General features: G+C 62.0%; 18 protein-coding genes and 1 tRNA gene. 7 read left to right on the top strand and 12 right to left on the bottom strand.

Translation table 11 applies throughout. The features are described 5' to 3' along the window. Positions 1-20 precede the first annotated feature (20 nt). Positions 21-620: an HD domain-containing protein gene (locus DWV20_RS06285; RefSeq protein ID WP_117758339.1), complete on the top strand. Its 600-nt coding sequence runs from the start codon at positions 21-23 to the stop codon at positions 618-620. A gap of 71 nt (positions 621-691) precedes the next feature. On the opposite strand, the gene DWV20_RS06280 is transcribed toward DWV20_RS06285, so the two are convergent. Next, on the bottom strand, positions 692-1,978 hold the full coding sequence (locus tag DWV20_RS06280) for a glutamate-5-semialdehyde dehydrogenase (protein WP_117655690.1): 1,287 nt from the start codon (positions 1,976-1,978) through the stop codon (positions 692-694). A 112-nt stretch (positions 1,979-2,090) separates the two neighbouring features. On the opposite strand from DWV20_RS06280, the gene DWV20_RS06275 reads away from it, so the two are divergent. Next, on the top strand, positions 2,091-3,509 hold the full coding sequence (locus tag DWV20_RS06275) for an alpha/beta fold hydrolase (RefSeq protein ID WP_117758340.1): 1,419 nt from the start codon (positions 2,091-2,093) through the stop codon (positions 3,507-3,509). 101 nt (positions 3,510-3,610) lie between these two features. Here the strand turns inward: DWV20_RS06275 and proB are convergent, their stop codons facing one another. The 5 genes from proB to DWV20_RS06250 form a co-directional block, all read right to left on the bottom strand. Beyond that, a complete protein-coding gene (proB, locus tag DWV20_RS06270; protein ID WP_089572036.1) occupies positions 3,611-4,738 on the bottom strand; it encodes a glutamate 5-kinase in 1,128 nt (375 codons plus the stop codon). A gap of 79 nt (positions 4,739-4,817) precedes the next feature. Beyond that, entirely contained in the window at positions 4,818-6,323 is a 1,506-nt protein-coding gene (locus DWV20_RS06265) for a nicotinate phosphoribosyltransferase (protein WP_117655692.1), read from the bottom strand. A gap of 84 nt (positions 6,324-6,407) precedes the next feature. Beyond that, positions 6,408-6,860, bottom strand: a complete 453-nt coding sequence (locus DWV20_RS06260) for a hypothetical protein (RefSeq protein ID WP_117716822.1) — start codon at positions 6,858-6,860, stop codon at positions 6,408-6,410. 64 nt (positions 6,861-6,924) lie between these two features. Then, positions 6,925-6,997 (bottom strand) — tRNA-Ala (locus DWV20_RS06255). Between the two features lie 227 nt (positions 6,998-7,224). Then, on the bottom strand, positions 7,225-8,163 hold the full coding sequence (locus DWV20_RS06250; protein WP_117716821.1) for a radical SAM protein: 939 nt from the start codon (positions 8,161-8,163) through the stop codon (positions 7,225-7,227). Between the two features lie 526 nt (positions 8,164-8,689). Between DWV20_RS06250 and DWV20_RS06245 the strand changes: the two genes are divergently transcribed. Both DWV20_RS06245 and trpS read left to right on the top strand, forming a co-directional pair. Further along, positions 8,690-9,889, top strand: coding sequence for an MraY family glycosyltransferase (locus DWV20_RS06245; RefSeq protein WP_117716820.1), 1,200 nt, complete (start codon positions 8,690-8,692; stop codon positions 9,887-9,889). Between the two features lie 169 nt (positions 9,890-10,058). Then, complete coding sequence (gene trpS, locus DWV20_RS06240; RefSeq protein WP_117758341.1) at positions 10,059-11,108, top strand: tryptophan--tRNA ligase; 1,050 nt, start codon at positions 10,059-10,061, stop codon at positions 11,106-11,108. A gap of 393 nt (positions 11,109-11,501) precedes the next feature. On the opposite strand, the gene DWV20_RS06235 is transcribed toward trpS, so the two are convergent. The 5 genes from DWV20_RS06235 to pckA all read right to left on the bottom strand — a co-directional run bounded on the left by DWV20_RS06235 (position 11,502) and on the right by pckA (position 16,117). Next, complete coding sequence (locus DWV20_RS06235) at positions 11,502-11,822, bottom strand: MGMT family protein (RefSeq protein ID WP_117716818.1); 321 nt, start codon at positions 11,820-11,822, stop codon at positions 11,502-11,504. Positions 11,823-11,902: 80 nt separating this feature from the next. Further along, complete coding sequence (locus tag DWV20_RS06230; protein WP_117758342.1) at positions 11,903-12,757, bottom strand: DegV family protein; 855 nt, start codon at positions 12,755-12,757, stop codon at positions 11,903-11,905. Positions 12,758-12,876: 119 nt separating this feature from the next. Next, positions 12,877-13,326: a MarR family winged helix-turn-helix transcriptional regulator gene (locus DWV20_RS06225; protein WP_022093866.1), complete on the bottom strand. Its 450-nt coding sequence runs from the start codon at positions 13,324-13,326 to the stop codon at positions 12,877-12,879. A gap of 173 nt (positions 13,327-13,499) precedes the next feature. Next, positions 13,500-14,219 carry a B3/4 domain-containing protein gene (locus DWV20_RS06220; protein ID WP_117758343.1) on the bottom strand — a complete coding sequence of 240 codons (720 nt, stop codon included), beginning with the start codon at positions 14,217-14,219 and terminating at the stop codon, positions 13,500-13,502. Between the two features lie 227 nt (positions 14,220-14,446). Further along, entirely contained in the window at positions 14,447-16,117 is a 1,671-nt protein-coding gene (pckA, locus tag DWV20_RS06215; protein WP_199411431.1) for a phosphoenolpyruvate carboxykinase (ATP), read from the bottom strand. Positions 16,118-16,469: 352 nt separating this feature from the next. Here pckA and DWV20_RS06210 point away from each other — a divergent pair, with 352 nt between their 5' ends. Then, complete coding sequence (locus DWV20_RS06210; protein WP_233539789.1) at positions 16,470-18,050, top strand: lipopolysaccharide biosynthesis protein; 1,581 nt, start codon at positions 16,470-16,472, stop codon at positions 18,048-18,050. A 355-nt stretch (positions 18,051-18,405) separates the two neighbouring features. Here DWV20_RS06210 and DWV20_RS06205 read toward each other — a convergent pair whose 3' ends face one another. Next, positions 18,406-19,245 (bottom strand): metallophosphoesterase family protein, encoded by an 840-nt coding sequence (locus tag DWV20_RS06205; RefSeq protein ID WP_117655697.1) that lies wholly within the window; start codon positions 19,243-19,245, stop codon positions 18,406-18,408. Positions 19,246-19,498: 253 nt separating this feature from the next. Here DWV20_RS06205 and DWV20_RS06195 point away from each other — a divergent pair, with 253 nt between their 5' ends. Both DWV20_RS06195 and serC read left to right on the top strand, forming a co-directional pair. Then, the gene (locus tag DWV20_RS06195; RefSeq protein WP_117758344.1) at positions 19,499-21,100 is read left to right on the top strand and encodes a potassium/proton antiporter; all 1,602 of its coding nucleotides are present in this window, start codon (positions 19,499-19,501) and stop codon (positions 21,098-21,100) included. 226 nt (positions 21,101-21,326) lie between these two features. Next, positions 21,327-22,451: a 3-phosphoserine/phosphohydroxythreonine transaminase gene (gene serC, locus DWV20_RS06190; protein ID WP_117833492.1), complete on the top strand. Its 1,125-nt coding sequence runs from the start codon at positions 21,327-21,329 to the stop codon at positions 22,449-22,451. Positions 22,452-22,457 lie beyond the last annotated feature (6 nt).

The raw sequence follows: 22,457 nt of genomic DNA, 5'->3' as shown, positions 1-22,457 counted from the left end.
ACGAGCACAAGGAGTCTCTTATGGCAGAGCCGCTTACCGCCGGAATCACCCGCGACCGCGCGTTCGAACTGCTCAACGAGCACAACAAGGACCCGTTCCACATCACCCATGGCGAGACGGTCGAGGGCACCATGCGCTACTTTGCGCGCGAGTTCGACCCCGAGAACGAGGAGTTTTGGGGCATCGTCGGCCTGCTGCACGACCTGGATTGGGAGGAGCATGAGGATGACCCCATGAACCACACCATCTATGCGGCCGAGATCCTCGAGGACGAGGGCGCATCGCCCGAGCTCATCCGCGCAATTCAGACGCATACGTCCGACTTCAACTCTTCGCTACCCAAGCCCGAGCTGCAGATGGAGAAGATCCTGTTTGCCTGCGACGAACTCACCGGTCTAATCGGTGCTGCCGTGATCATGCGTCCGAGCAAAAGCGTCATGGACTTTACGACCAAGTCGCTCAAGAAAAAGTTCAAGGATAAGCGCTTTGCCGCCGGCTGCTCACGCGACGTGATTTCGCAGGGCGCCGAGATGCTGGGCTGGGAGCTTCCCGAGCTCTTCGACCGTACCATCGCGGCCATGCAATCCTTCGCGCCCGATCGCGATACCTTCCAGGCCTAACCGCCCACGCCACCTAAAACCACCACAAAGGAGACAGGCGCCTTTGTGGTGGTTTTTCGTTTGCAACAGGTTTAGGGGCGGACCTGGCCGGTGCCGCGGAGCTTGTATTTGTAGGTGGTGAGGGCCTCGGCGGCAAAGGGGCCGCGGGCGTGGAGCTTTTGGGTCGAGATGCCAATCTCGGCGCCCAGGCCAAACTCGCCGCCGTCGGTAAAGCGCGTGCTGGCGTTGGCATACACGGCCGAGGCATCGACCTCGTCCAGGAAGCGCTCGCAAGCATCCGTGTCCTCTGCAACGATGGCCTCGGAGTGCATCGTGCCGTAGCGGTTGATGTGCGCGATGGCCTCGTCCTCGTTCGCCACGACCTTCACGCTCATCTCGAGCGCCAGATACTCGCGACCCCAGTCCTCCTCAGTCGCGGCAACGTAGTCATCGCCCTCGGCAAGCCCGGTGTCGGCGCATGCGGCGCACGTGGCCTCGTCGCCGTGAATGAGCACGCCGTGGTCATGCAGCACGGCCACGACCGCAGGCAAAAACGCATCGGCCACGGCACGGTCGACCAGCAGCGACTCGGCGGCATTGCACACGCCCACGCGCTGCGTCTTAGCGTTGACGATAATATTGAGCGCTTTATCGAAGTCGGCGGATTCATGCACGTAGATGTGGCAGTTACCCGTGCCCGTCTCGATCACCGGAACGAGCGACTCGCGCACGCAGCGCTGGATCAGGCCTGCACCGCCGCGCGGAATGAGTACGTCGACAACACCGCGGAGCTTCATGAGCTCGCCAGTGGCCTCGCGGTCGGTGGACTCGATCATCGACACGGCCTCGCGCGGGAAGCCCTTGGCCTCGAGCGCATCGGCCAGCAGCTCAGAAATCATGGCACACGAGTGATAGGCCAGCGAGCCGCCGCGCAGAATGCAGGCGTTGCCGGTACGGATGCAGATGCCCGCGGCGTCGGCCGTCACGTTGGGACGCGCCTCGTAAACCATGGCGACCAGGCCCAGCGGCACACTCACACGGGTCAGGTCCACGCCGCTTGCAAGCACGCGGTGGTCGAGCACGCGGCCCACGGGATCGGGCAGCTCGGCGAGCTTTTCCAGGCCGGCGGCCATGCCCTCGACGCGCTCGGGCGTCAGCAGCAGACGATCGAGCAGTCCGGCCGAGGTACCCGCATCGCGCGCAGCGGACATATCGAGCTCGTTGGCGGCGACGATGGAGTCGACGCCGTCGCGCAGCGCCGCGGCCATGGCGCGCACGGCCTCCTGGCGCTGTTCATCGCTCGCCGTGGCAAGCGAGGCCGACGCTGCCTTGGCGGCAACGGCAAGATCGTGGACATACGTGGCTATATCGACCGACATGGGCGGCCCTTTCTCCTAGAAGTTTGCAACCATGGTAGCCGATTTGCGCATGGCCTCGCCCGCGGCGGTAGAATTGGTCAACCCGAAACACCGCAACGAACGGAAGACTCACATGGCCCTCATCACTTCGTACCACGTCCCCGGCCTGTATGTCGAGGACCACAGCATCGACGTCCCCCTCGACTGGCGCGGCCTGGAGCCGATGCTCCTGGCCGTCGGCAGCACCATGCGCCGCGGCGCTATACCGACACCCATCGCCGGTGCGCCCGAGAGCATCAAGCTCTTCTACCGCGTGGTTTGCGCACCCGACCGCATCAACGACGACCTGCCGCTCCTTCTCTTTTTGCAGGGTGGCCCCGGTGGCGAGAGCCCGCGTCCGCTGTCGCCCACAAGCGATGGCTGGATCGAAGAGGCCGTCAAGCATTTCCGCGTCGTGCTGCCCGACCAGCGCGGTACCGGGCGCAGCAGCTGTGTAGACGGGCGCACGATTGCCGCACTGGGCGAGCGCGCCGAGGCGGCCGGCTCCGATGCTGCCCGCTCGCAGGCGGACTTCCTCAAGCGCCACCTCGCCAGCTCCATCGTGCGCGATTTTGAGTACCTGCGCCTGGTGGGCTTTGGCGGCAGGCCCTGGGTCACGCTCGGGCAGAGCTACGGCGGCTTTTTGACGCTGAGCTACCTGTCGCTCTTCCCCGAGGGCGTGGCGGCAAGCTTTACCTGCGGCGGCATCCCCCACGTACCGGCGAGCGCAAGCGAGGTCTACGCGCACACCTTCCCGCGCATGGCTGCCAAGACGCAGCAGTATTACAACCGCTACCCCGCCGACGTCGAGCGCGTGGCGGCCCTGGCAGATGCCCTCGAGGAGCAAAAGCCCGTGCTACCCGACGGCTCGCCGATGACGGTCGAACGCCTGCAGCTCATGGGCAGCGACTTTGGCATGAAGCCGAGCTTTGAGCGCATGCATTGGATTATCGATCATGCTTTTGTTGACGGCGACGGCACGCTGGCCTGCGGCGCCTCGGTATCTGACAGCTTTTTGATGCGCGCCTTCGAGCGCACCAACACGCGCACGAATCCGCTGTACTGGACGCTTCAGGAGTTCATCTACGCCGACGGCGACACCATGCCCATTCGCTGGGCCGCGGCAGAAGAGAAGGCCCATCGTGCCGAGTTCGACACGCTCACGCGACCGCTCATGTTTACCGGCGAGGCCATGTTCCCGTGGATGTTTGAGCAGATGCCCGAACTTAAGCCCTTCAAGCCGGCGATGGATCTGCTTATGGAAGACACCAGCTGGGACAAGATCTATGACCCGCAGCGCCTGGCGTGCAACGAGGTGCCCCTGCAGGCCGCGGTGTACTTCGATGACATGTACGTGGACTCGGGCATGCAGCTCGATACGCTCAGCCGCGTGGGCAACTCGCATGCCTGGGTGACCAACGAGTTCGAGCACGACGGCTTGCACGGCAGCGTGGTGTTCAAGCACCTCTTCGACGAAGCCCTCAACCGCGGAGACCTGCGCCAGATCTTCTAGCAAAGGAGTGTCCCAAAGTGCCGGCACATAAGGAACGTCCCCAAGTGCCGGAAAAGGAGAGGCAGCACTGCTGGCAAAACGAGCCGCAGCGCTGCCTCTCTTTATGCAAACACTATCAAGTTGTCCCTATGGATCGCGGGCTTCTCGGCCAGGTCTGCGAGCAGGCGGTTGCTGGCAATCTGGTCCTGGCGGCGGCCGGCGGCAAGCTCCAGCACGTCCGAATCGGCCTCGGCGATACCACGGGCGACAACCATGCCGCTCGGGTCGCACACGTCGAGCACATCGCCCTCGGCAAACTGGCCATCGACCTCGCGAATACCCACCGCGAGCAGCGACGATCCGCGGCTGACCAGCGCCTTCGCGGCGCCGTCATCGACCGTCACCGAGCCGTGCGCCTTGTCGCCCAGTGCAATCCACAACTTGCGCGGCGCAATGTCCAGGCGCTCCGCCGGCGGATCGAACAGCGTACCCACGCTCTCGCCGCGGGCCAGACGCACGAGCGCATCGGGCTCCTCGCCCGAGCAAATCACGCTTTGAATGCCCGCCGTCATGAGAATGCGGCTCGCGCGAATCTTGGTGATCATGCCGCCCGTACCCACCGATGTGGAAGAATCGCCCGCCGAGGCGATAATCTTGGCATCGATCTTATGCACGACCGGGATAAACTCGGCCGTCGGATCCTCATGCGGATTGGCGGTGTAGAGGCCATCGATGTCCGAGAGCGTCACGCACAGATCGGCAGAAACCAGGCAGCTCACAAGCGCCGCCAGCGTGTCGTTGTCGCCAAACTTGATCTCATCGACGGTGACGGTATCGTTCTCGTTGACGACCGGCACCACGCCGAGCTCCACCAGGCGAAGCAGGGCGTCGCGCGCGTGCAGGTAGGACGTGCGGCGCGCCGTGTCGTGACGCGTGAGCAACACGAGCGAGGTGAGCAGGTCGCGCGCATGGAACTCCTCGTCGTAGGCCGACGAGATGATGCACTGACCGGCCGAGGCGCAGGCCTGCAGGCTCGGCAGGTCGCCGACCGGCTTACGGTCGAAGCCCAGCACGGGATAGCCGCAGGCAATGGCGCCCGAGCTCACCACGATCAGGCGCCAGCCAAGCTCGCGCAGCGCTGCGGCCTGGTCGGCAAGCCCGCCGATAAAGGCGCGGTTGACCTTGCCGTCGGCGCCCACCACCGTGGACGAACCGATCTTTACCACCATCGTTTTATAAGAAGTCGTCATACGTCAAACCAATCAACTGTTCAGCGAACGGCCGAGCTGGCGGCCAAGGAAGCGTGACTCGCCCCTACCGCCCAAGGAATTAGTGAGCCCAGGGAAAGGCAGAAGCCGCGGCCATGTTCTTGCGCACAAGCTCGTCGCGCACCTGTGCCAAGCCCTGCTCCATGCCCACCACATAAGTCTGCGGGTACAGGAAGCGCTTGTAGACCGGATCCAGATGGTCCAGTGCCCAGGTGCAACGCTCGCGTGCGTCCTCAATGCTCTCGCGCGGGGCAACGGCGCTGCCATCGCGCACGATCGGCGCCAGCAGCTCGCGATACTCGAGCTCGGACACATCGGTCACCAGCGCAGCATCGTTCACGGCCACGAGGGTATTACCGCGCGCGGCGCCCTCCCCAGACAGATGATCCTCGTCATAGATCATGTCGCAGATCGGGCCGCCAAAGCCGTCGTAATAACGGCGCACGCGCTGCACACCCGGGATCGTGCGCTTGTAGGGCTGCTCGGAGAGCTTAACCACCGGCGTCCACGGATCCGTCTCGCTCGCACGGCGGGCGGAAAGCTTATACACACCGCCAAGCGCCGGCTGGTCGTAGCAGGTCGCGAGCTTGGTACCCACACCAAAGCTATCGATGGGCGCACCCTGATCGAGCAGCGACTGAATCGTGTACTCGTCCAGATCGTTGGAAACCGAGATCCCTACATAGGGCAGGCCCTCGGCATCAAAACGGCCACGCACATATTTGGAGAGCTTGGCGAGGTCGCCCGAGTCGATGCGAATAGCCGACAGGCGCTCGCCCACCGCCTCCATCTCCTTGGCAACCGTAATGGCATGCTCGCAGCCCTCGCGCACATCGTAGGTGTCGATGAGCAGCGTACAGTTCTTGGGGCTCGACTTGGCAAAGGCACGGAAGGCCTCGAGCTCGGAATCGAAGCTCATCACCCAGCTGTGCGCATGCGTGCCAAAGACGGGAATACCGTAGCGGCGGCCGGCGAGCACATTGGACGTAGAGGAACAGCCGGCAACGTAGCTCGCGCGCGCGACGGCCAGGCCGCCATCGGGACCCTGGGCGCGGCGCAGGCCAAACTCGGCCACGGGACGGCCGTCCGCCGCCAGCACCACGCGCGCCGTCTTGGTGGCGACAAGCGTCTGGAAGCCGACGATGTTGAGCAGCGCCGTCTCGAGCAGCTGGCACTCCAGCGCGGGGCCGGTAACGCGCACCATGGGCTCACGCGGAAAGACGAGCTCGCCCTCGGGGACGGCGTCGATGTTTACATGCGCACGAAAATCGCGCAGGTAGTCGAGGAATTCAGGCTTGAACATCGCGCCGCCGGCCGGGGCCTGGAGCGAGGCGAGGTAGTCGATGTCCTCGGGCGTAAAGCGCAGGTTCTCGACCAGCTCGGGCAGCTCGGCGGTACCGCACATGACGGCATAGGCGCTACCAAAGGGATGGTCGCGGTAAAACGCGGTAAAACAACCCTGCTCATTGGCCTTGCCGCTCTCCCACAGGCCCTGGGCCATAGTGAGCTCGTACAGATCGGTAAGCATTGCGATGTCGGTGGGATGAGAGATATCGGTCAAAGCCATGGGGCGACCTTTCGGATGCGTTGTGCAGAGGTTGAGGGTTGGACAAGGGCAGAGTGTTCGGACATGACGCCCGATGTAAATCGGTTAGAGCAGGCCCATGCTGGTCAGGATCGTGTAGCCCATAAAGATGACAAACGCGATGAGGGCAAGGACAATGATGATTTTTTGAGCCGGCGCCATGCCAGGGATCTCGTTCTCGCCCGTAGGCTCCTTGGAGGTAACCATGCGCTGGGCAAAGGTCATCTCGTCACGGCTCGGCTTGGGCTCGACGGACTTGGAACGAGCGGCCTTTTTAGGCTGAGGTTTGGGCGCGGCAGGTGCAGGCTTCGCGGCAGCGGGCTTGGGCGCGGGCGCCGGTGCGGGTGCGGCGTTCGCGGCGACCTCCTCGGCCTTCGCACGCTCGGCACGCAGGGCAGCCAGCTCCTCACGCTCGCGACGGGCCTCTTCCCGAGCCTCGCGGCGTGCCTTCTCAGCGCGGAGCTCTTCCAACTCAGCGCGCTCCTCGTCGGACAATGGTTGGGACTCAAGCTCGGCCATGGTACAGCCCTTTCTTTTAAAAAAAGCCGCCGACACAATGTCAGCGGCTTATCAAATCCAAGGGTGGAGACGAAGGGAGTCGAACCCTCGGCCTCTGCCATGCGACGGCAGCGCTCTCCCAACTGAGCTACGTCCCCAGGACAAGTCGATATTTTACCTACGGCTCGCCAACTGTCAACGCCCAATAACCAGTCTTTTTGGGGCGGGGCTATTTTAGCTACTTTCAGATGCCGGCTCGACCCCTGCCGAGAGTAGTCTTTTTGGGACGGGGCTTTTTAGCTGCCCCTGCCGTTAATCGGCCAAAACGTGTGCGCTCTCTGCTGGGGCTAAAAAAGCCCCGTCCCAAAAAGACTACTCAGCAGAGCTACTTTGCGCTGGTAAGAACACCGGTGGTGTCAAACGCCGGGGTAAAGCTCTCGTCTACCGCGCCGCCCTCTTGCCAAAACATCGTCGTAAAGCCCAGGTCGTCGGCATGGTCGAGCACCTGCTCGTACTCCTCGCGCGTTACGGCACGGGCCAACTCGCCGCCCTGCTCGCGCATGAGTGCATTGGGCGTGTACTGGTTCATAACCGAAATCGGCACGTCGCCCACCGTCTGCCACACCAGGTCCAGCACGCGGCACGAATCGTCCGCATGCCCCGGCAGCACCAGGTGGCGCACGATGATACCGCGCTTCATGAGCCCGTCCTCGTCCACCAGCTCTCCCCCGCGGCGCTCGATCTCGCACGCCATCTGTGCCAGGCCCGACACGGCCACGCGCGGGTAATCCTTAATATGAGAAAGCGACTGCGCAAGCCCGGCATCGGCATATTTAAAGTCGGTGAGCCACACATCGACCAGGTCACCCAGGGCAGCTACGGCACTCGCCCGCTCATAGCCGCTCGTGTTGTAAACGATCGGGATGTCCAGCCCGCGCTCCCTCGCTGCGGCAATCGCGGCCGGCAGCAGGTGAGCATAATGCGTCGCAGTCACCAGGTTGATGTTGTTGGCTCCCTGGTCCTGCAGTTCCAGCATAATCTCGACCAGACGCTCAGGCGAAATCTCAAGGCCAAAATTGCCGGTCGAGATCTCGTGGTTCTGGCAGTAGATACATTTAAGCGAGCAGCCGCTAAAGAAGATCGTGCCCGAACCGGCCTCGCCCGAGATAGGCGGCTCCTCCCACATATGAAGCGCCGCGCGGGCCACCCTGAGCGTGTCGTTAGCACCGCATACGCCGCGCACGCCCTCATCGCGCGCCGCACCGCAACGGCGGGGACACAAATGGCAGGCGGGCGAAAAAAGTTCGGTCAACGACGTCGGCATAAAAACATGCTCCAAAACAACGATTCAGCAGCTCAAACGTAAAGGGCCAGGCCGCGTAGACGGCTCGAGCCCCAAGGCGCCGTAATCGTCCGACACGATTTTTGTAATGTCAAGACTGGAATCGATAAAGTGCCGCTTTATGATGTAGGTATTCCGCCCCCCGCGGAGCAACTGGGTGAACCGTCGCGTTTATTTAGGGAGCCCACACAGTCGTACCTAGTACAGGTATCCTTCGTTGTTAAGGACGCTGGAACAGTCGATGAGGGCACCCACCTGTTTTAGGTGGGTTCATTTTCGTAACGTGGGGGGTGGTTTTCTTTTGCCGAAAATCACCATCACGGTCCATATGGATCCCCGTCGGCATCCCGACAAGCCATCGACAACATCCCAATATCTGGTAAGCGCGTGATTATCGCTGCGTGCAATTACATGCACCCCCCTTGGTCGAGTATTATGGTTCGGCTATGCCCTTTGCGCATGGCGTTCTTCTGACCTTTTCCTTCGACGCTTGGCGGTTTTTAGATTCATGGCTTCATCCCCGAGCTACATACCGTACCTATGCGTGGCAGCGGCGGCCTTTATCACGACCTTCCTCGCGGTGCCCCTGGTCAAGCGCTTGGCAATTAAGCTCGATGCCGTCGACTATCCTTCTAAGCGCCGCATCAACACAAAGCCCATCCCGCGTTTGGGCGGAACGGCGGTGTTTTTGGGCCTGGTCGTTGCCTGCATTGTGCAAATCCTAGGCACCTGGCACCTAGGCTGGCCACCCGTCCTGGTGCCGCACCCGCGCCTTCACATTAGCTATCCCATGCTGGCGCTCTCCTTTACCGTCATCTTTGCGACCGGCGCTATCGATGACGTCTTCCAACTCAAGCCCAAGCAAAAGCTGGCCGGGCAGGTCCTCGCCGCGCTCATCGCCTGTATCGGCGGCCTGCGGATCGGCGTCATCGTCAACCCGTTTGCCCCCGGCGAAATCATGCTCGGGTGGCTCGCCTACCCCATCACCGTAATCTATCTGGTGGCATTCACCAACATCATTAACCTCATCGACGGCCTCGACGGCTTGGCCACGGGCATCTGCGGCATCGCCTCGTTCACCATGTTTTCGATGGCCGTTCTCTCGGGCCGCATCGACGCCGCCGCGCTCTCCATTGCGCTCTTTGGCGCCTGCCTGGCCTTTTTGCGCTACAACTTCAACCCCGCAAGCATCTTCTTGGGCGACTCGGGGTCGCTGCTTCTGGGCTTTGCACTGGGCTCCATCTCGCTGCTCAACGTGAGCCGCACCGCCGCGCTCACCTCGCTTATCATCCCGCTCATCGTTGCCGGCGTGCCCATCATCGACACGTTTAGCGCCATCGTGCGCCGCAGGCGCGCCCACATTAGCATTGGGCAGGCCGACAAGGGCCACATCCACCACCGCCTAATCCAAGAAGGCTACAACCAAAAACAGGCCGTGCTGCTCATCTATGCCTGGTGCATCATGCTTTCGGCCGGCGCCGCCGCGATTAACCAGGTCGAAGTGCCCATGCGTGTGCTCATCTTTACCGTGCTCGCCATTGGCTCGGCGGCCTTCGCCAAGCACCTGCACCTGTTTGAACCCGTGCTACGCCACCATTACAACAAGCGCACGCACGAGGACGAGCTCGTCACCCCCGACGACCCCGCCTTTAAGCAGGAGGAGCAGGCAGCCGAGGAGCGCAAAGAAGAGCGCCACCACAAGCTCTAGGGCAAGCTGCCGAGGATGTGCCAAGGCACCGTTGGCCAAGCGCGGCCGCGCCGCGCCCATCGCACAAGCCGCACCACGCGCGTCCCTCTCCCGCCCTCGCCTACTTACGCACCGCCCCTCCAATAAACGCGTTATCATCTTGACCCATGAACATACGTTAGGAGCAATCATGCCAAACGAGAACAGCTACGAAGTCGCGCTGCAAAAGAGCAACGCCATTCGCGAGGGCCTGACCAAAACGCCCGAGAAGTTCACCATGCTCACCGGCGACCGCCCCACCGGCCGTCTGCACCTGGGCCACTACTTCGGTACCCTCAAGGGCCGTGTTGAGCTGCAGAACATGGGCGCCAAGACCAACGTGCTCATCGCCGACTACCAGGTCATCACTGACCGCGACACGACCGAGCACATCCAGGACAACGTGTACAACATGGTCATGGACTACCTTGCCTGCGGCATCGATCCCGACAAGACCATGATCTACGCGCACTCCGCCGTGCCCGCCGCCAACCAGCTCATGCTGCCGTTCCTGTCGCTGGTCTCCGAGGCCGAGCTGGCGCGCAACCCCACCGTCAAGGCCGAGATGGAGGCCTCGGGCCACGAGCTCACCGGCCTTCTGCTCACCTACCCGGTGCATCAGGCCTGCGACATCCTGTTCTGCAAGGGCAACGTCGTGCCCGTCGGCCGCGACCAGCTGCCGCACATCGAGCTCACCCGCACCATCGCCCGCCGCTTTAACAACCGCTACGGCAAGGTGTTCCCCGAGGTCGACGCGCTGCTGTCCGAGACCCCGCTGCTGCCGGGCCTGGACGGTCGCAAGATGAGCAAGAGCTACGGCAACGCCATCAACATCTCGATGACCGCCGAGGAAACGGCCAAACGCATCAAGAAGAGCCAGACCGACTCCGAGCGCATGATCACGTTCGATCCCGAGAACCGCCCCGGCGTGTCTGGCCTGCTTTCAACAGCCGCCATCTGCACCGGCCGTTCCGAAGTCGAGATTGCCGAGGAGATTGGCATGGGCGGCTCCGGCCAGCTCAAGAAGTACGTGACCGAGGCCGTCAACAAGTACTTCGCACCTATCCGCGAGCGTCGCCAGCGCTACGAGAACGATCTGGACTATGTGAAGGACGTCCTGCATGAGGGCAACCGTCGCGCCAATGAGATCGCCGAGCAGACCCTGGCCGAGGTTCAGGACGCCATGGGCATGGTGTACTAGACCGATTTGCTGGCTTGAGCTTTCGATTGCTTTAGGGCGGGCGCTACGGCGTCCGCCTTTTTTGGAGCCGGACCGCTTCAGCTCCATCCATCACACTCTCCCGACAAACAGGAACAGGCCCGCCGGCAGTTAGCTGCCAGCGGGCCTGTTCCCGAAGTACACCGTTGAATCGCACAGAGGGGAGGGATGCGAATCAAACTCAACAGGGCAGGCTTTTTCATCGCCTATTGCCTGCTCCGTTGCTGAAACCAATATAGTTCACCGTGGCTTACTTTCTAGCGTCAAACTACCCCAACACACCTTCTCCATAAGTTAGCCCAGGTAAACCTGCAACGGAAAGCCACCACAAAGGGGACAGGCACCTTTGTGGTGGCTTTGACCACGGCAGAGCTGTTAGAGTCCAGCAGGCCAACGACAGGCGGCCAGATCAACATGCATGGGATCGGCAAACGTCACGCCCTCCCCCATTAAGAGCTCGCGCTGAGCATCGGGGCCGCCAAAGGCAAAGCCCTCACAGATACGGCCGTCGGCAAACACCACGCGATGACAGGGAATTTGGCCAGGGCGCGGATTACTATGAAGGGCATACCCCACGTACCGCGCACTTCGTGGACGACCGGCAAGCAGTGCCACCTGACCATACGTGGCGACCATCCCCTCGGGGATCTGCTCGACCACCCCGTACACCCGATCAAAAAAGCCCTCAGACGCCATTGCTCGCTCCCTTCCACCCGGAAAAGCATAAACCATCACAAAGGGGACAGGCACCTTTGTGATGGTTTATGGCAGGTCGGTTAGTTGGCGGGCTGGAAGAAGGCTACTGCCACGGCGCCGGGGCCAACGTGGGTTCCGATGGTGGCGCCGATGGTGTGAACGGGCAGTTCGCCCTCGGTGTGACCAGCCCACAGTGCCGCGCTGTCCTCGATATACTTCTTGAGCACCGCATCCGAAAGACCCGTATAGCCGAGCGCCAGCGGCATGGAAAAGTCGATGCCGCCCGCCTTTTCGACCTTTTGGTTCAGCAGGTTGCGGCCGTTCTTGGAACCGCGCGCCTTGCCCAGCTGCACGATCAGACCGTCCTCGACAGCCACCACGGGCTTCACGTTGAGCAGCGTGCCCACGGCGCCGGCCGCAGCAGACAGACGACCGCCGCGCACCAGGTACTCCAGCGTCTCGAGCAGGCCGATAACCACCACACGGTCGCGCACGGCCTCGACAGCCGCCGCGATCTGAGATGCACTGCGGCCCTCGTCCACCAAGCGCAGCGCATACTCGACCAGGACGCGCTCGCCCAGGGTGACGTTGTTGCTGTCTACCACGAACACGTCGCCACCTGGCGCCTCGGCAAGTGCGGTACGGGCACTCTGATTGGTGCCTGATAGCTTAGCGCCCACGGTAATAATCACAGCCTCGTCGCCGGCCTCACGTGCTTCGGCAATCGCCTGCGAAAACGCGTACGGGTTGACCTGGCCGGTCTTGGGCAGCTCGTCGCGCTCCACAAGCATCTCGTAAAAGCGCTGGTGATCGATGTCGACGCCATCCATATACACATCGGTGCCAAAGGTGACGGACAGCGGCAAAACGTCCAGTGCCGGGTGCTCGGCCGGCGACATATCGCTTGCGGAATCGGTAATAATGCGGACGGACATAGCGAATCCTTTCTTGCGCAGGTCCCGCGCAGGGAATTTTGACAGCAATGTCCCGGCACGGCGTACGCGCTCAAACGGGACGATGCAGTTCTTGGCTGAAAGCTAGCGCCAGCGCGGCTCTAGATCTCGCGCAGGGTGTTGAGGATCGTGCGCAGCGATGCATACATCTGCTCGCGCTGCTCCACGCCCATGGCCTTGCCGGTGGTATCGAGCACCTCGCGAATGATGCGATCGGCCTCGCTCATGCTCTCGCCGCCCAGGGCAGTCAGGCGCACCGGAGCACGATACTTGACGGCCGCATCACCCGAGTCGTCAACCTCGACGTAGCCGCCCTCCTCCAGATGTGCCAGTGTGCGCGAAACGGCGGCACGGGTAACGCCGGCCATGCGGGCGAGGTCGGCGCCAGTCAGGCCGTCCTTGCTGCGCTCAAGATAGTACAGGCACATAACGTCGGAGCCCTTGAGGCCCAGCCTTGCGCCTTCGGACGTCTTGATACGCTGAATCTCCTTGTAGAGCCCGCTGATCAGTCCAACAAAGTCCTCGAAACGTGTCTCGTCGTTCTGCTGCATGGGAGACGACCGCCTTTCGCTTGCATAATGCTTACGGGTAAACATCTTAGTCGCATAAGCCGACACCCGTACCCAAATACCCCATTTGTTAACCCATCAACATAAAAACCACCACAAAGGGGATAGGCACCTTTGTGGCGGTTTTGACCGGCGAACATGATCCGCAGGCGCCGCTACAGCTCCACGCAGGGATTGTCGCGAGTCACAAGCGTCTTAACGACAACCGTCGCTCCCAGATAGCGCTCGAGCAAATCGGCAAGACGATCGATGGCGGCCTGGCAGTCCCCCATTCGCTCGGGCTCTACGCACTCAATCGCCAGGAACGCGTCCGCCGAATCGTCGGACAGGGCCGTTCGAACGCCGTCGCGCCAGTTCCAGCAGCGGCACACGGCGCCCGCATCATCGACGTAGGCCAGCTCGCCGGACAGCGTCGGGTCATCCGCTTCCTCGCCAAGCGGCAGGAACGCGTCGCCGCCGTCGGTCACCTTCAAGCGAAGGTCTCCCTCGATCGCATGCAAATCCTCGCCGCCTACGGGTAACGCGTAGGTCAGCGACACCGTGTTGTAAATGTCCACCGCGGGCGTAATGTGGCCCACCGGCTTGCCTTTGAGCACGCGTTTGAGCAGGTTCTCAATTGAGCAACGCGCGCCCTTCTTGGTCTTGAATAGGCGATATGCCTCGCGCCATGCCTTAACCGGCGCATTCTCGCTGATAGTATCGCTGGTCAGATGACGCTCCGCGTCGATATTGGCGCGGTCGAGCAACGCCGCAATCGCGTCCACGTCCTCTTGAGGAATCTGAGCCGCGGGCTTCATGCCCTTTACGACCACAACACCGACAGCCGCCTGCGGAAATAGCTCCCAAAACGAATCCTCGGCAACGAAACTCTTCATGTGCTCTCCCTTCATAGCATGCGCCCGAGCCCGGGTGCCTAAACAAAAAGCGCCCTTACGACGGCCACCTTCAAAGTCCTACGGTGCCGCCACAAGAGCGCTTACGCTGCCCCCATCCGGAGAAGGGAGCGATATGTTAGGCGTATTATAACCCGAGTCATCCGCGCGAGTAAAACCACCACAAAGGTGCCTGTCCCCTTTATGATGGTTTTGGGTCTGAGGCGACGCTAGTGGCGAAGTCCCAGCAGGCCGTGGCCGCGATGACGGGCGTCGGCGTGCACCTGAGCGTGCGGACCGGCGGCCTTGACGGATTCGGGCAGGTGCGAGTACTTCTTCTCGAAGTTCTCCTCGAACATCACGGCCAAGTTGTGCGCGGCCTCGTCGTAGCGAGCGGTGCTCTGCCAATACTGGCGCGGCACCAGGATGCCGTCGGGTACGCCGTGGCACGTGGTGGGAATGTCGACGTTAAAGATGTCGTCGTGCACGAACTCGCTGTCCTCGATGGTACCGTCGAGGGCGCGGGCCACCAGGGCGCGCGTGTAGGCAAGCTCGATGCGATGACCCACGCCGTAGCCGCCGCCGATCCAGCCGGTGTTGACCAGGTACACACGCGTGCGGCCGTCGGCGATGCGCTCACCGAGCATCTTGGCATAGACCATGGGGTCGAGCGGCATAAACGGCTCGCCAAACAGCGAAGAGAACGTGGGCGTGGGCTCGGTGACGCCGACCTCGGTGCCGGGGATCTTGGCCGTAAAGCCCGTCACAAAGTGATACATGGCGGCGTCGGCCGTCAGGCGCGAGATGGGCGGCAGCACGCCAAAGGCATCGCAGGTCAGGAAGAGCACGACGCTTGGAGTGGTGCCCATGCCCTTGGTCCACGCGTTGGGAATGTGCTCCACAGGGTATGCCACGCGCGTGTTGTGCGTGATCGAGATGTCGTCGTAGTTGGGCTTGCGGTTCTCGTCGAGCACCACGTTTTCGCAGATCGCGCCAAAGCGGACAGCGTTGAAGATCTCGGGCTCGTGGAACGCGTCCAGGCCCTCGCATTTGGCGTAGCAGCCACCTTCGATGTTGAAGATGCCCATGTCGGACCAACCGTGCTCGTCGTCGCCGATCAGCAGCCGCGTGGGGTTGGCCGAAAGCGTGGTCTTGCCCGTGCCCGAAAGGCCAAAGAACACGGCGGTCTCGTGCGTGACGGGATCCATGCTGGCCGAGCAGTGCATGGGTAGCACGTCGTCCTCGACGGGCAGCAGGTAATTCATGACGCTAAAGATCGACTTTTTAATCTCGCCGGAGTAGCCGGTGCCGGCGACCAGAATCACGCGTTCCTGGAAATTGATGACCACGGCGGCGCTGGAGTTGAGGCCCTTGATGGCAGGATCGCACTGGAAACCGGGCGCCGCGAGCACGCAGAAGTCGGGCTCGCCGGTGCGCGCGATTTCGCGGGCGAGCGGGCGGGCGAGCATCTGCTTGATAAAGAGTGCCTGGCTGGCACGCTCGCAGGCAACGAGCAGTCGACGCGTGTGGTTGCGGTCGGCGCCTGCCATGCCACGGGTAACGAACACGTCGCGCTCGTTGAGATAGTCGACGATGCCGGCCTTGATGGCCTCATAGCTCTCGACGGACAGCGGGCGGTTGACGGCGCCCCAGGCAATCTTGTCGTGGACATCGGGGGTGTCGACGATAAAGCGGTCATTGGGGGAACGACCAGTGCGCTCCCCCGTCTCGATCACCAGCGCGCCGTTGGATGCCATGCGGCCTTCTTCGCGGCGGATAGCGTGCTCGACGAGCTCCGCGGCGGGTAGATCGACCAGCAGACGGGGCTGATTCTCGGCGGGATCTTCGACCAGCGCAATACCAAAGTTGGACAGAACTTCTGCAGGGGTAACACCAGGCATGGGGCCTCCTTTAAAAGCGCGACACGTGGACGCGGCGCGCACTTTACTCACGTAAAGCCCGTTGTACCCGATATGCAAAAACGTTTTTGCGGCAACGGCGAAGCGCCCGCCCAACGGTCAAAAATCGCAGGCAAGCGGCCTAGTCGTTAGAGACACTCTTGAACAGGCAACAACCAAGGAGCGACCCCGGATGCCGGCACTTAGGGACGTTCCCAAAGTGCCGGCACATAAGGAACGTCCCCAAATGCCGTCTACTGAATGGCGCCGCCGAAATTATCGAACAACCTGTTCAAAAACACGAACGAACACCGTCGCGTCTATACTAGAGCGTAGCAATAGAAAGGACTCCGCTTTGAGCATCACGCCCCTCGATAGCATCCGCCGCGCCATCGCCCGCCGCAATGGCGTCGCCGACCCCGCCATAGCGAGCAGCGGCACCGCAAAGGCCCAGGGCGGACGCATCGAGAACGGCCTGTTCCCCGCATCGCACACCGCCGAGGAGCTCGCGCGAATCCAAGAACTAAGCCAACGTAACGCCGGCGGTCCCGACAGCAGCCAGGCCACACGCCGTCGTCGCGAGCGCGATCGCCAACCCGGCCCCATCCACCGCATGGTCAATGCCTGGTGGAACCGCCTGCTCGGAGCCGTCTACGGCGGCGGCTTCTCCACGCAAGAAGCCGAGTACGAAGATCACGCCACCCGTCGCGACTACCTTTGGAATACCCTGGGCACCGCCGTGTGGGGCATGGTGTTTCCGTTGCTCACCATCGTGTCCACACAGCTCGTGGGCGCCGAGGAGGCTGGCAAATTCTCCATCGCCTTTGTCACCGGCACGCTCATCATGATCGCGTGCAACTACGGCGTGCGCAACTTTCAGGTCTCGGACATCGACGAAAAGACCTCCTTCGCCTCCTACCAGCTCAACCGCTGGCTCTGCGGAGCGCTCGCGCTGGCATGCGGCCTGGTGTACAGCAGCGCCCGCGGCTACGATGCGCAGATGGCCACAATCGGCCTGGGCGTCTACCTGTATAAGGTGATCGACGGCATTGCCGACGTGTACGAGGGCCGCCTGCAGCAGGCCGACAAACTCTACCTGGCCGGCATGAGCCAAACGCTACGATCCGTCGGCGTCATCGCGGTCTTTAGCGTGGCACTGTTCCTCACGCGCAGCATGCCCATCGCCGCCATGGCCATGGGCATCGCCGCGATTGCCTCGCTCGTGCTGGTCACCGCCCCGCTCGCCCTGCTCGAAACCGAAAAATCACGCCGCATGAGTCTGCGCGAGGCTGGCCACCTGTTTGTCCAGTGCGCCCCGCTCTTTGGTGCGCTGTTCCTGTTCAACCTTATCGAGAGCATGCCCAAGTTTGTGATGGAGGGCACGCTGGCATACAAATATCAGCTGTACTTTAATGCACTGTTTTTTCCGGCGCAGGCCATTTTGTTGAGCATTGGATTTATCTATAAACCGCAGCTCCTACGTCTGTCGAGCATTTGGGCGAATCCGCGCAAGCGTCGCCGCTTTGATCTGATTATTGTTGCCGTTATGGCACTGATCGTAGTCATTACTGGAGCGTGCGCCGCATTTATGGCAGGCCCCGGCATTCCCCTCATGAGCTTTATGTACGGCCTCAACTTTGAGCGCTACCGCACGCTTGCACTGCTAATGGTTGTCGCCGGCGGCGTCACCGCGGCAATCGACTTTATCTATGCCATTATCACGGTGTTGCGCCACGCCGGCGATGTCACCAAGATCTACCTGATCTGCTTCGCCGTAAGCGTGGTGGTGCCGGTGATCCTGATTAAGCTGCTGGGTCTGATGGGCGCCGTGGTGAGCTACCTAGCCATCATGGCCCTACTCCTGGTGCTGCTGATTATCGAATACGCCCACATCCGCCAACGCATCGAACGCGACCGCAACCCGTACGGCGCCTAATTGGCGCAATGGGGGGTCTCGTTGCGGACGATTTGCGACACGCAAAACTAAGTGAGTAGACTTTTGCCGAATCCCTGACCACACCGGCAAAACACAAGTCAGTGACCTGCGGTTTTGTTGAGGCAAATTTGCCGGCTGCTCGGCATTTCCAAAAAAGTCTACTCACTTAGCCAGCGGGCAGCCAAAAAAGAACCGTCGCAACGTCGTTTGACTCCGTTGCGACGGTTTTTTGAGCATTTTCGCACTGCCGAGGACGCAGACGCTCCTCATTTCTCGCGCTTACCGAGCAAAAAGGCGCTATTCTCCGAAAGTAGTCAAAAAAGCTCCGTCCCAAATTAGCTACCCTTTGCACCGATTATTCGCCTGGGTTGATGTTCGCATAGAACTCGGCGCCGTCATCAAGGCGCAGGATGCCCACGCGACCGAACTCGGAGCCGGTGGCGGCGGCGCAGTCGATATCGATGCGATCGGGCACGCCGGCGGTATCCTCGCCACCCAGACGCACAATCTGCCCGCGGCCCGACTCCTCATCGAGTCCCGCAAGGCCACCTACCTCGCAATAACGCCCGAGCGACACCGTTGGCGTGTGGCCGCTCACCACGACCGGCCCCTCGCCCTCGGCAGAAAGCAGTCCCGTCGGCGCATCCCAATAGCCGTGACGAATCCACAGCAGGTCATCGAACGACTGCACGGCGAGCATTTGCCGCAGCAGCTCGCTATCGGCATCGACCGCTCCCCTGCCGTCACCGCAATCGACACCATGCTCAAGCAAAAACGCGCGCGCCGCCTCGGTCTGGATGCCGGCATGCACCAGCAGGTACGGGCGCTCCTCGGTCTCGGCCACCGCGTAGAGCGGCAGCGCGGCCATCCATCGCACGAGCTCCTCGTATGCCTCAAATTCCATGTCGTTGAGCTGCTCGCGCGTCGTCCAGCCACCGTTGATATCCCAGGTCTCGGCATCGAGCGGATCCTGGCCAATGATGGCATCGAGCATGATCTGCTCGTGATTGCCCTTGAGCACGTGGGCGTTGGGCAGCGAGCGCACGAGCTTAATAACGCCGACCGGATCGGGCCCGCGATCGATCATGTCGCCCAGCACGTACAGCGTGTCGTCGGACGTCAACGAGATCTTAGACAGGGCCTCGTCAAGCGCACGCACGTGCCCGTGAGCATCAGATGTCACATAGATCGCCATGGTACGCCTCTCCTTGCATTGCGGCCGAAGCCCGGCGCCGCAACTAAAACTTCAAGTTGAACTTAAACGTTACCCATTGTACTCCGTTGCAATAAAGCTGGAAAGGGTTTCCAAGCAGAGGCAAAGACGGCAGCCGTCTATGACGATATCGCGCACGCCCGCAATCCAACCCCATAAACCCACCATCTTTGGGTACAAATAACCGCAGACAACTGACCGTGCCACGCCAACCACCCAGGAGCGGACACCATCCATGAACCAGATCCTTCTCTTTATCGGCCTCGTTATTATTCTGTGCCTGACCATCAAGCCCGTCGGCAAAAAACTCCCCTTCCCCACCCTGCTCATCTTTATCGCGCTCGGCATGCTGTTGGGCGTCAACGGCCCGGCTCACATCGACTTTAGCGACTACGCGCTCACCGAAACCGTCTGCAGCACGGCGCTGCTGTTCATCATGTTCTACGGCGGTTTTAACACCAACATCGACCGTGCCAAGCCCGTCGCCGCGCCTGCGGTGCTGCTGAGCACGCTCGGCGTCGTCATCACTGCCGGCATTACCGGCGTGTTCGCGCACTTTGTACTGGGCTTCGACTGGATCGGCGGCCTGCTGCTGGGATCGGTTGTGGCGTCCACCGACGCGGCCAGCGTCTTTAGCGTTCTGCGCGAGCACAGCCTTTCGCTGAGGGGCGGCACCGACTCGCTGCTCGAGGTCGAATCGGGCTCCAACGACCCCGTCGCCTACATGCTCACCGCCGTGCTCGCCACACTCGCAGCCGGCGGCGACATCAACATTCCCACACTGCTGGCCAAGCAGATTATCCTGGGCGTGGGCCTGGGCCTTGCCATCGGCTGGGCGGCGGGCCACCTGATTGAACGCGCACGCGCAACAGCCGAGGGCGCGCAGACCATCTTTTTGTTCGCCGTGGCAATCGTCGCCTACGCGCTGCCGAGCTACCTGGGCGGCAACGGCTTTTTGGCCGTGTACCTGGCCGGCATTGTGCTGGGCGCGAGCGACATCACCGGCAAGGTCGAGCTGGCGCACTTCTTTGACACCCTCACCGAGATGGCCGAGATGACGATCTTCTTCTTGCTCGGCCTGCTCGTGACGCCCGCCCGCCTGCCGCAAATGCTGCTGCCGGGCCTGGCGCTCATGGCGTTTATGCTCTTTGCGAGCCGTCCCATCGCCGTCGGCATGCTCCTGGCGCCCTTTAAGACGAACCCCCGCCAGGTCGCGCTCGTAAGCTGGGCGGGTCTGCGCGGAGCAGCTTCGGTCGTCTTTAGTCTCTTTGCCGTGGTGGCAGGTGTTCCCGGCGGACACGACCTATTTGACCTGGTGTTTGTGATTGCCGTGTCTAGCATTGTGGTGCAGGGCTCGCTGCTGCCGGCGGTGGCGAAGAAGCTCGATATGATCGATGCGGAAGGCGACGTGCGCCGCACCTTTAACGATTACCGCGACGAGGACGGCATGTCGTTCGTCAAGCTCAAGATGGGAGCTGGACATCCGTTTGCCGGACGTTCGCTCGCCGACATTGGCAGTGCGACGGACATGCTTGTGGTTCTGGTGCTGCGCGACGGCGCGCACCCCGTGCTGCCCAACGGCGATACCGTGATCGAGGAAGGCGACCTTCTGGTTATGGCCGCCCCGACGTTTGAAGAGCGTGCCGAGGTTACGCTGCGCGAGGTCACCGTGACCCCCCACGGTCGCCTGGCCGGCCAGCGCCTGCGCGATGTGCCGCAAGGCAAGCACCCGTTTATCGTCGTGATGCTCAAGCGCGACGGCCAAACGATCATCCCCGACGGCAACACCCTCATATACGCCGGCGACGAAGCCGTCATCGCCACGCTGGCGTCGTAGTGACCAGGGGTTAGCTAATTTGCGACGAAGAAATCAAGCGCCTAGAGAACCTCATGCCTTCGCTCGCAGATTTGGATTTGCCCGAGGAGTAAAGCACCCCTCCCCCATGTAACCATCCTGTAAATCATAGCGGCGCACTCGAGTTTTACCGTGATGCGGTCGCGCCTGACGCTCCACTGTGCTAAAGTATCCCGAACGTTCAAACGACTACGAGGGGAACTAGAAGATGGCACGTGTGCACAACTTCTCAGCTGGCCCGGCCGCACTGCCTACAAGCGTGCTCGCCGAGATCGCCGACGAGATGATGGACTACCGCAGTTGCGGCATGTCCGTGCTCGAGATGAGCCATCGATCTAGCATGTACCAGCAGATCATCGACGACGCCGAGGCAACCCTGCGCCGCCTGCTGAGCATCCCCGATAACTACCGTGTTCTGTTTTTGCAGGGCGGCGCCACGCTGCAGTTTGCGGGCATCCCGATGAACCTCATGCGCCGCGGCCGCGCCGGCTACGTCGTGACCGGCAACTTCGCCAACAAGGCGTACAAGGAAGCCGCCAAGTACGGCGAGGCCGTGCTGCTCGCGAGCTCCGAGGACGCCAATTTCGACCGCATTCCCGCCATGGCCGACATCAACGCGCGCATTGCCGCCGAGGCCGCGGGCGGCGGGCTCGACTACGTCTACATCTGCCAGAACAACACCATCTTTGGCACCATGTACCACGAGCTGCCTAACTTCGGCGACGTACCGCTGGTCGCCGATGTCTCGAGCTGCTTTTTGTCGCAGCCGCTCGACGTCGAGCGCTACGGACTCATCTACGCCGGCGCTCAGAAAAACGCCGGCGCCGCGGGCGTCACCGTGGTTATCGTGCGCGACGACCTGATCGCCGACGGTCCAGCCTTTGCGCAGACGCCGCAGTACATGGACCTTAAGACCCAGGCCGCCAAGGGCTCCATGCTCAACACGCCCAACACCTTTGGCATCTACGTATGCGGCAAGGTGTTCCGTTGGGTGGAGCAAACCGGCGGACTTGCCGCCATGACCGAGCGCAACTGGGCCAAGGCCAATCTGCTCTACGATCTGCTCGAGCACAGCGAGCTGTTCCATGGCACCGCGCAGACCGGCAGCCGCTCCATCGCCAACGTCACCTTCCGCACCGACGATGCCGGCCTCGACGCCGCCTTTGTCGCAGGCGCAGCCGAGCACCAGATTCAAAACGTCAAGGGCCATCGCCTCGTCGGCGGCATGCGCGCCAGCGTGTACAACGCCGTCACCATGGAGGACGTGCAGGCGCTGGCCACGTATATGAAGGACTTCGAAGCGCAGCATAGTTTGAGCCCGCGATCTAACTAGCCCGCA

The organism is Collinsella sp. AF02-46-1, assembly GCF_003465825.1.
In the GTDB taxonomy this organism is placed as follows: domain Bacteria; phylum Actinomycetota; class Coriobacteriia; order Coriobacteriales; family Coriobacteriaceae; genus Collinsella.
Note: the sequence above shows the minus strand (reverse complement) of the source record. Positions and strands in the feature narration are given on the sequence as shown.

Coding starts and splice junctions, on each gene's coding strand:
- DWV20_RS06235 (WP_117716818.1), bottom strand. CDS start 11,822: ATGGCGTCTGAGGGCTTTTTTGATCGGGTGTACGGGGTGGTCGAGCAG.
- pckA (WP_199411431.1), bottom strand. CDS start 16,117: ATGCCTGGTGTTACCCCTGCAGAAGTTCTGTCCAACTTTGGTATTGCG.
- trpS (WP_117758341.1), top strand. CDS start 10,059: ATGCCAAACGAGAACAGCTACGAAGTCGCGCTGCAAAAGAGCAACGCC.
- DWV20_RS06275 (WP_117758340.1), top strand. CDS start 2,091: ATGGCCCTCATCACTTCGTACCACGTCCCCGGCCTGTATGTCGAGGAC.
- DWV20_RS06230 (WP_117758342.1), bottom strand. CDS start 12,757: ATGTCCGTCCGCATTATTACCGATTCCGCAAGCGATATGTCGCCGGCC.
- DWV20_RS06205 (WP_117655697.1), bottom strand. CDS start 19,245: ATGGCGATCTATGTGACATCTGATGCTCACGGGCACGTGCGTGCGCTT.
- serC (WP_117833492.1), top strand. CDS start 21,327: ATGGCACGTGTGCACAACTTCTCAGCTGGCCCGGCCGCACTGCCTACA.
- DWV20_RS06220 (WP_117758343.1), bottom strand. CDS start 14,219: ATGAAGAGTTTCGTTGCCGAGGATTCGTTTTGGGAGCTATTTCCGCAG.
- DWV20_RS06195 (WP_117758344.1), top strand. CDS start 19,499: ATGAACCAGATCCTTCTCTTTATCGGCCTCGTTATTATTCTGTGCCTG.
- DWV20_RS06225 (WP_022093866.1), bottom strand. CDS start 13,326: ATGCAGCAGAACGACGAGACACGTTTCGAGGACTTTGTTGGACTGATC.
- DWV20_RS06265 (WP_117655692.1), bottom strand. CDS start 6,323: ATGGCTTTGACCGATATCTCTCATCCCACCGACATCGCAATGCTTACC.
- DWV20_RS06260 (WP_117716822.1), bottom strand. CDS start 6,860: ATGGCCGAGCTTGAGTCCCAACCATTGTCCGACGAGGAGCGCGCTGAG.
- DWV20_RS06250 (WP_117716821.1), bottom strand. CDS start 8,163: ATGCCGACGTCGTTGACCGAACTTTTTTCGCCCGCCTGCCATTTGTGT.
- DWV20_RS06245 (WP_117716820.1), top strand. CDS start 8,690: ATGGCTTCATCCCCGAGCTACATACCGTACCTATGCGTGGCAGCGGCG.
- proB (WP_089572036.1), bottom strand. CDS start 4,738: ATGACGACTTCTTATAAAACGATGGTGGTAAAGATCGGTTCGTCCACG.
- DWV20_RS06280 (WP_117655690.1), bottom strand. CDS start 1,978: ATGTCGGTCGATATAGCCACGTATGTCCACGATCTTGCCGTTGCCGCC.
- DWV20_RS06285 (WP_117758339.1), top strand. CDS start 21: ATGGCAGAGCCGCTTACCGCCGGAATCACCCGCGACCGCGCGTTCGAA.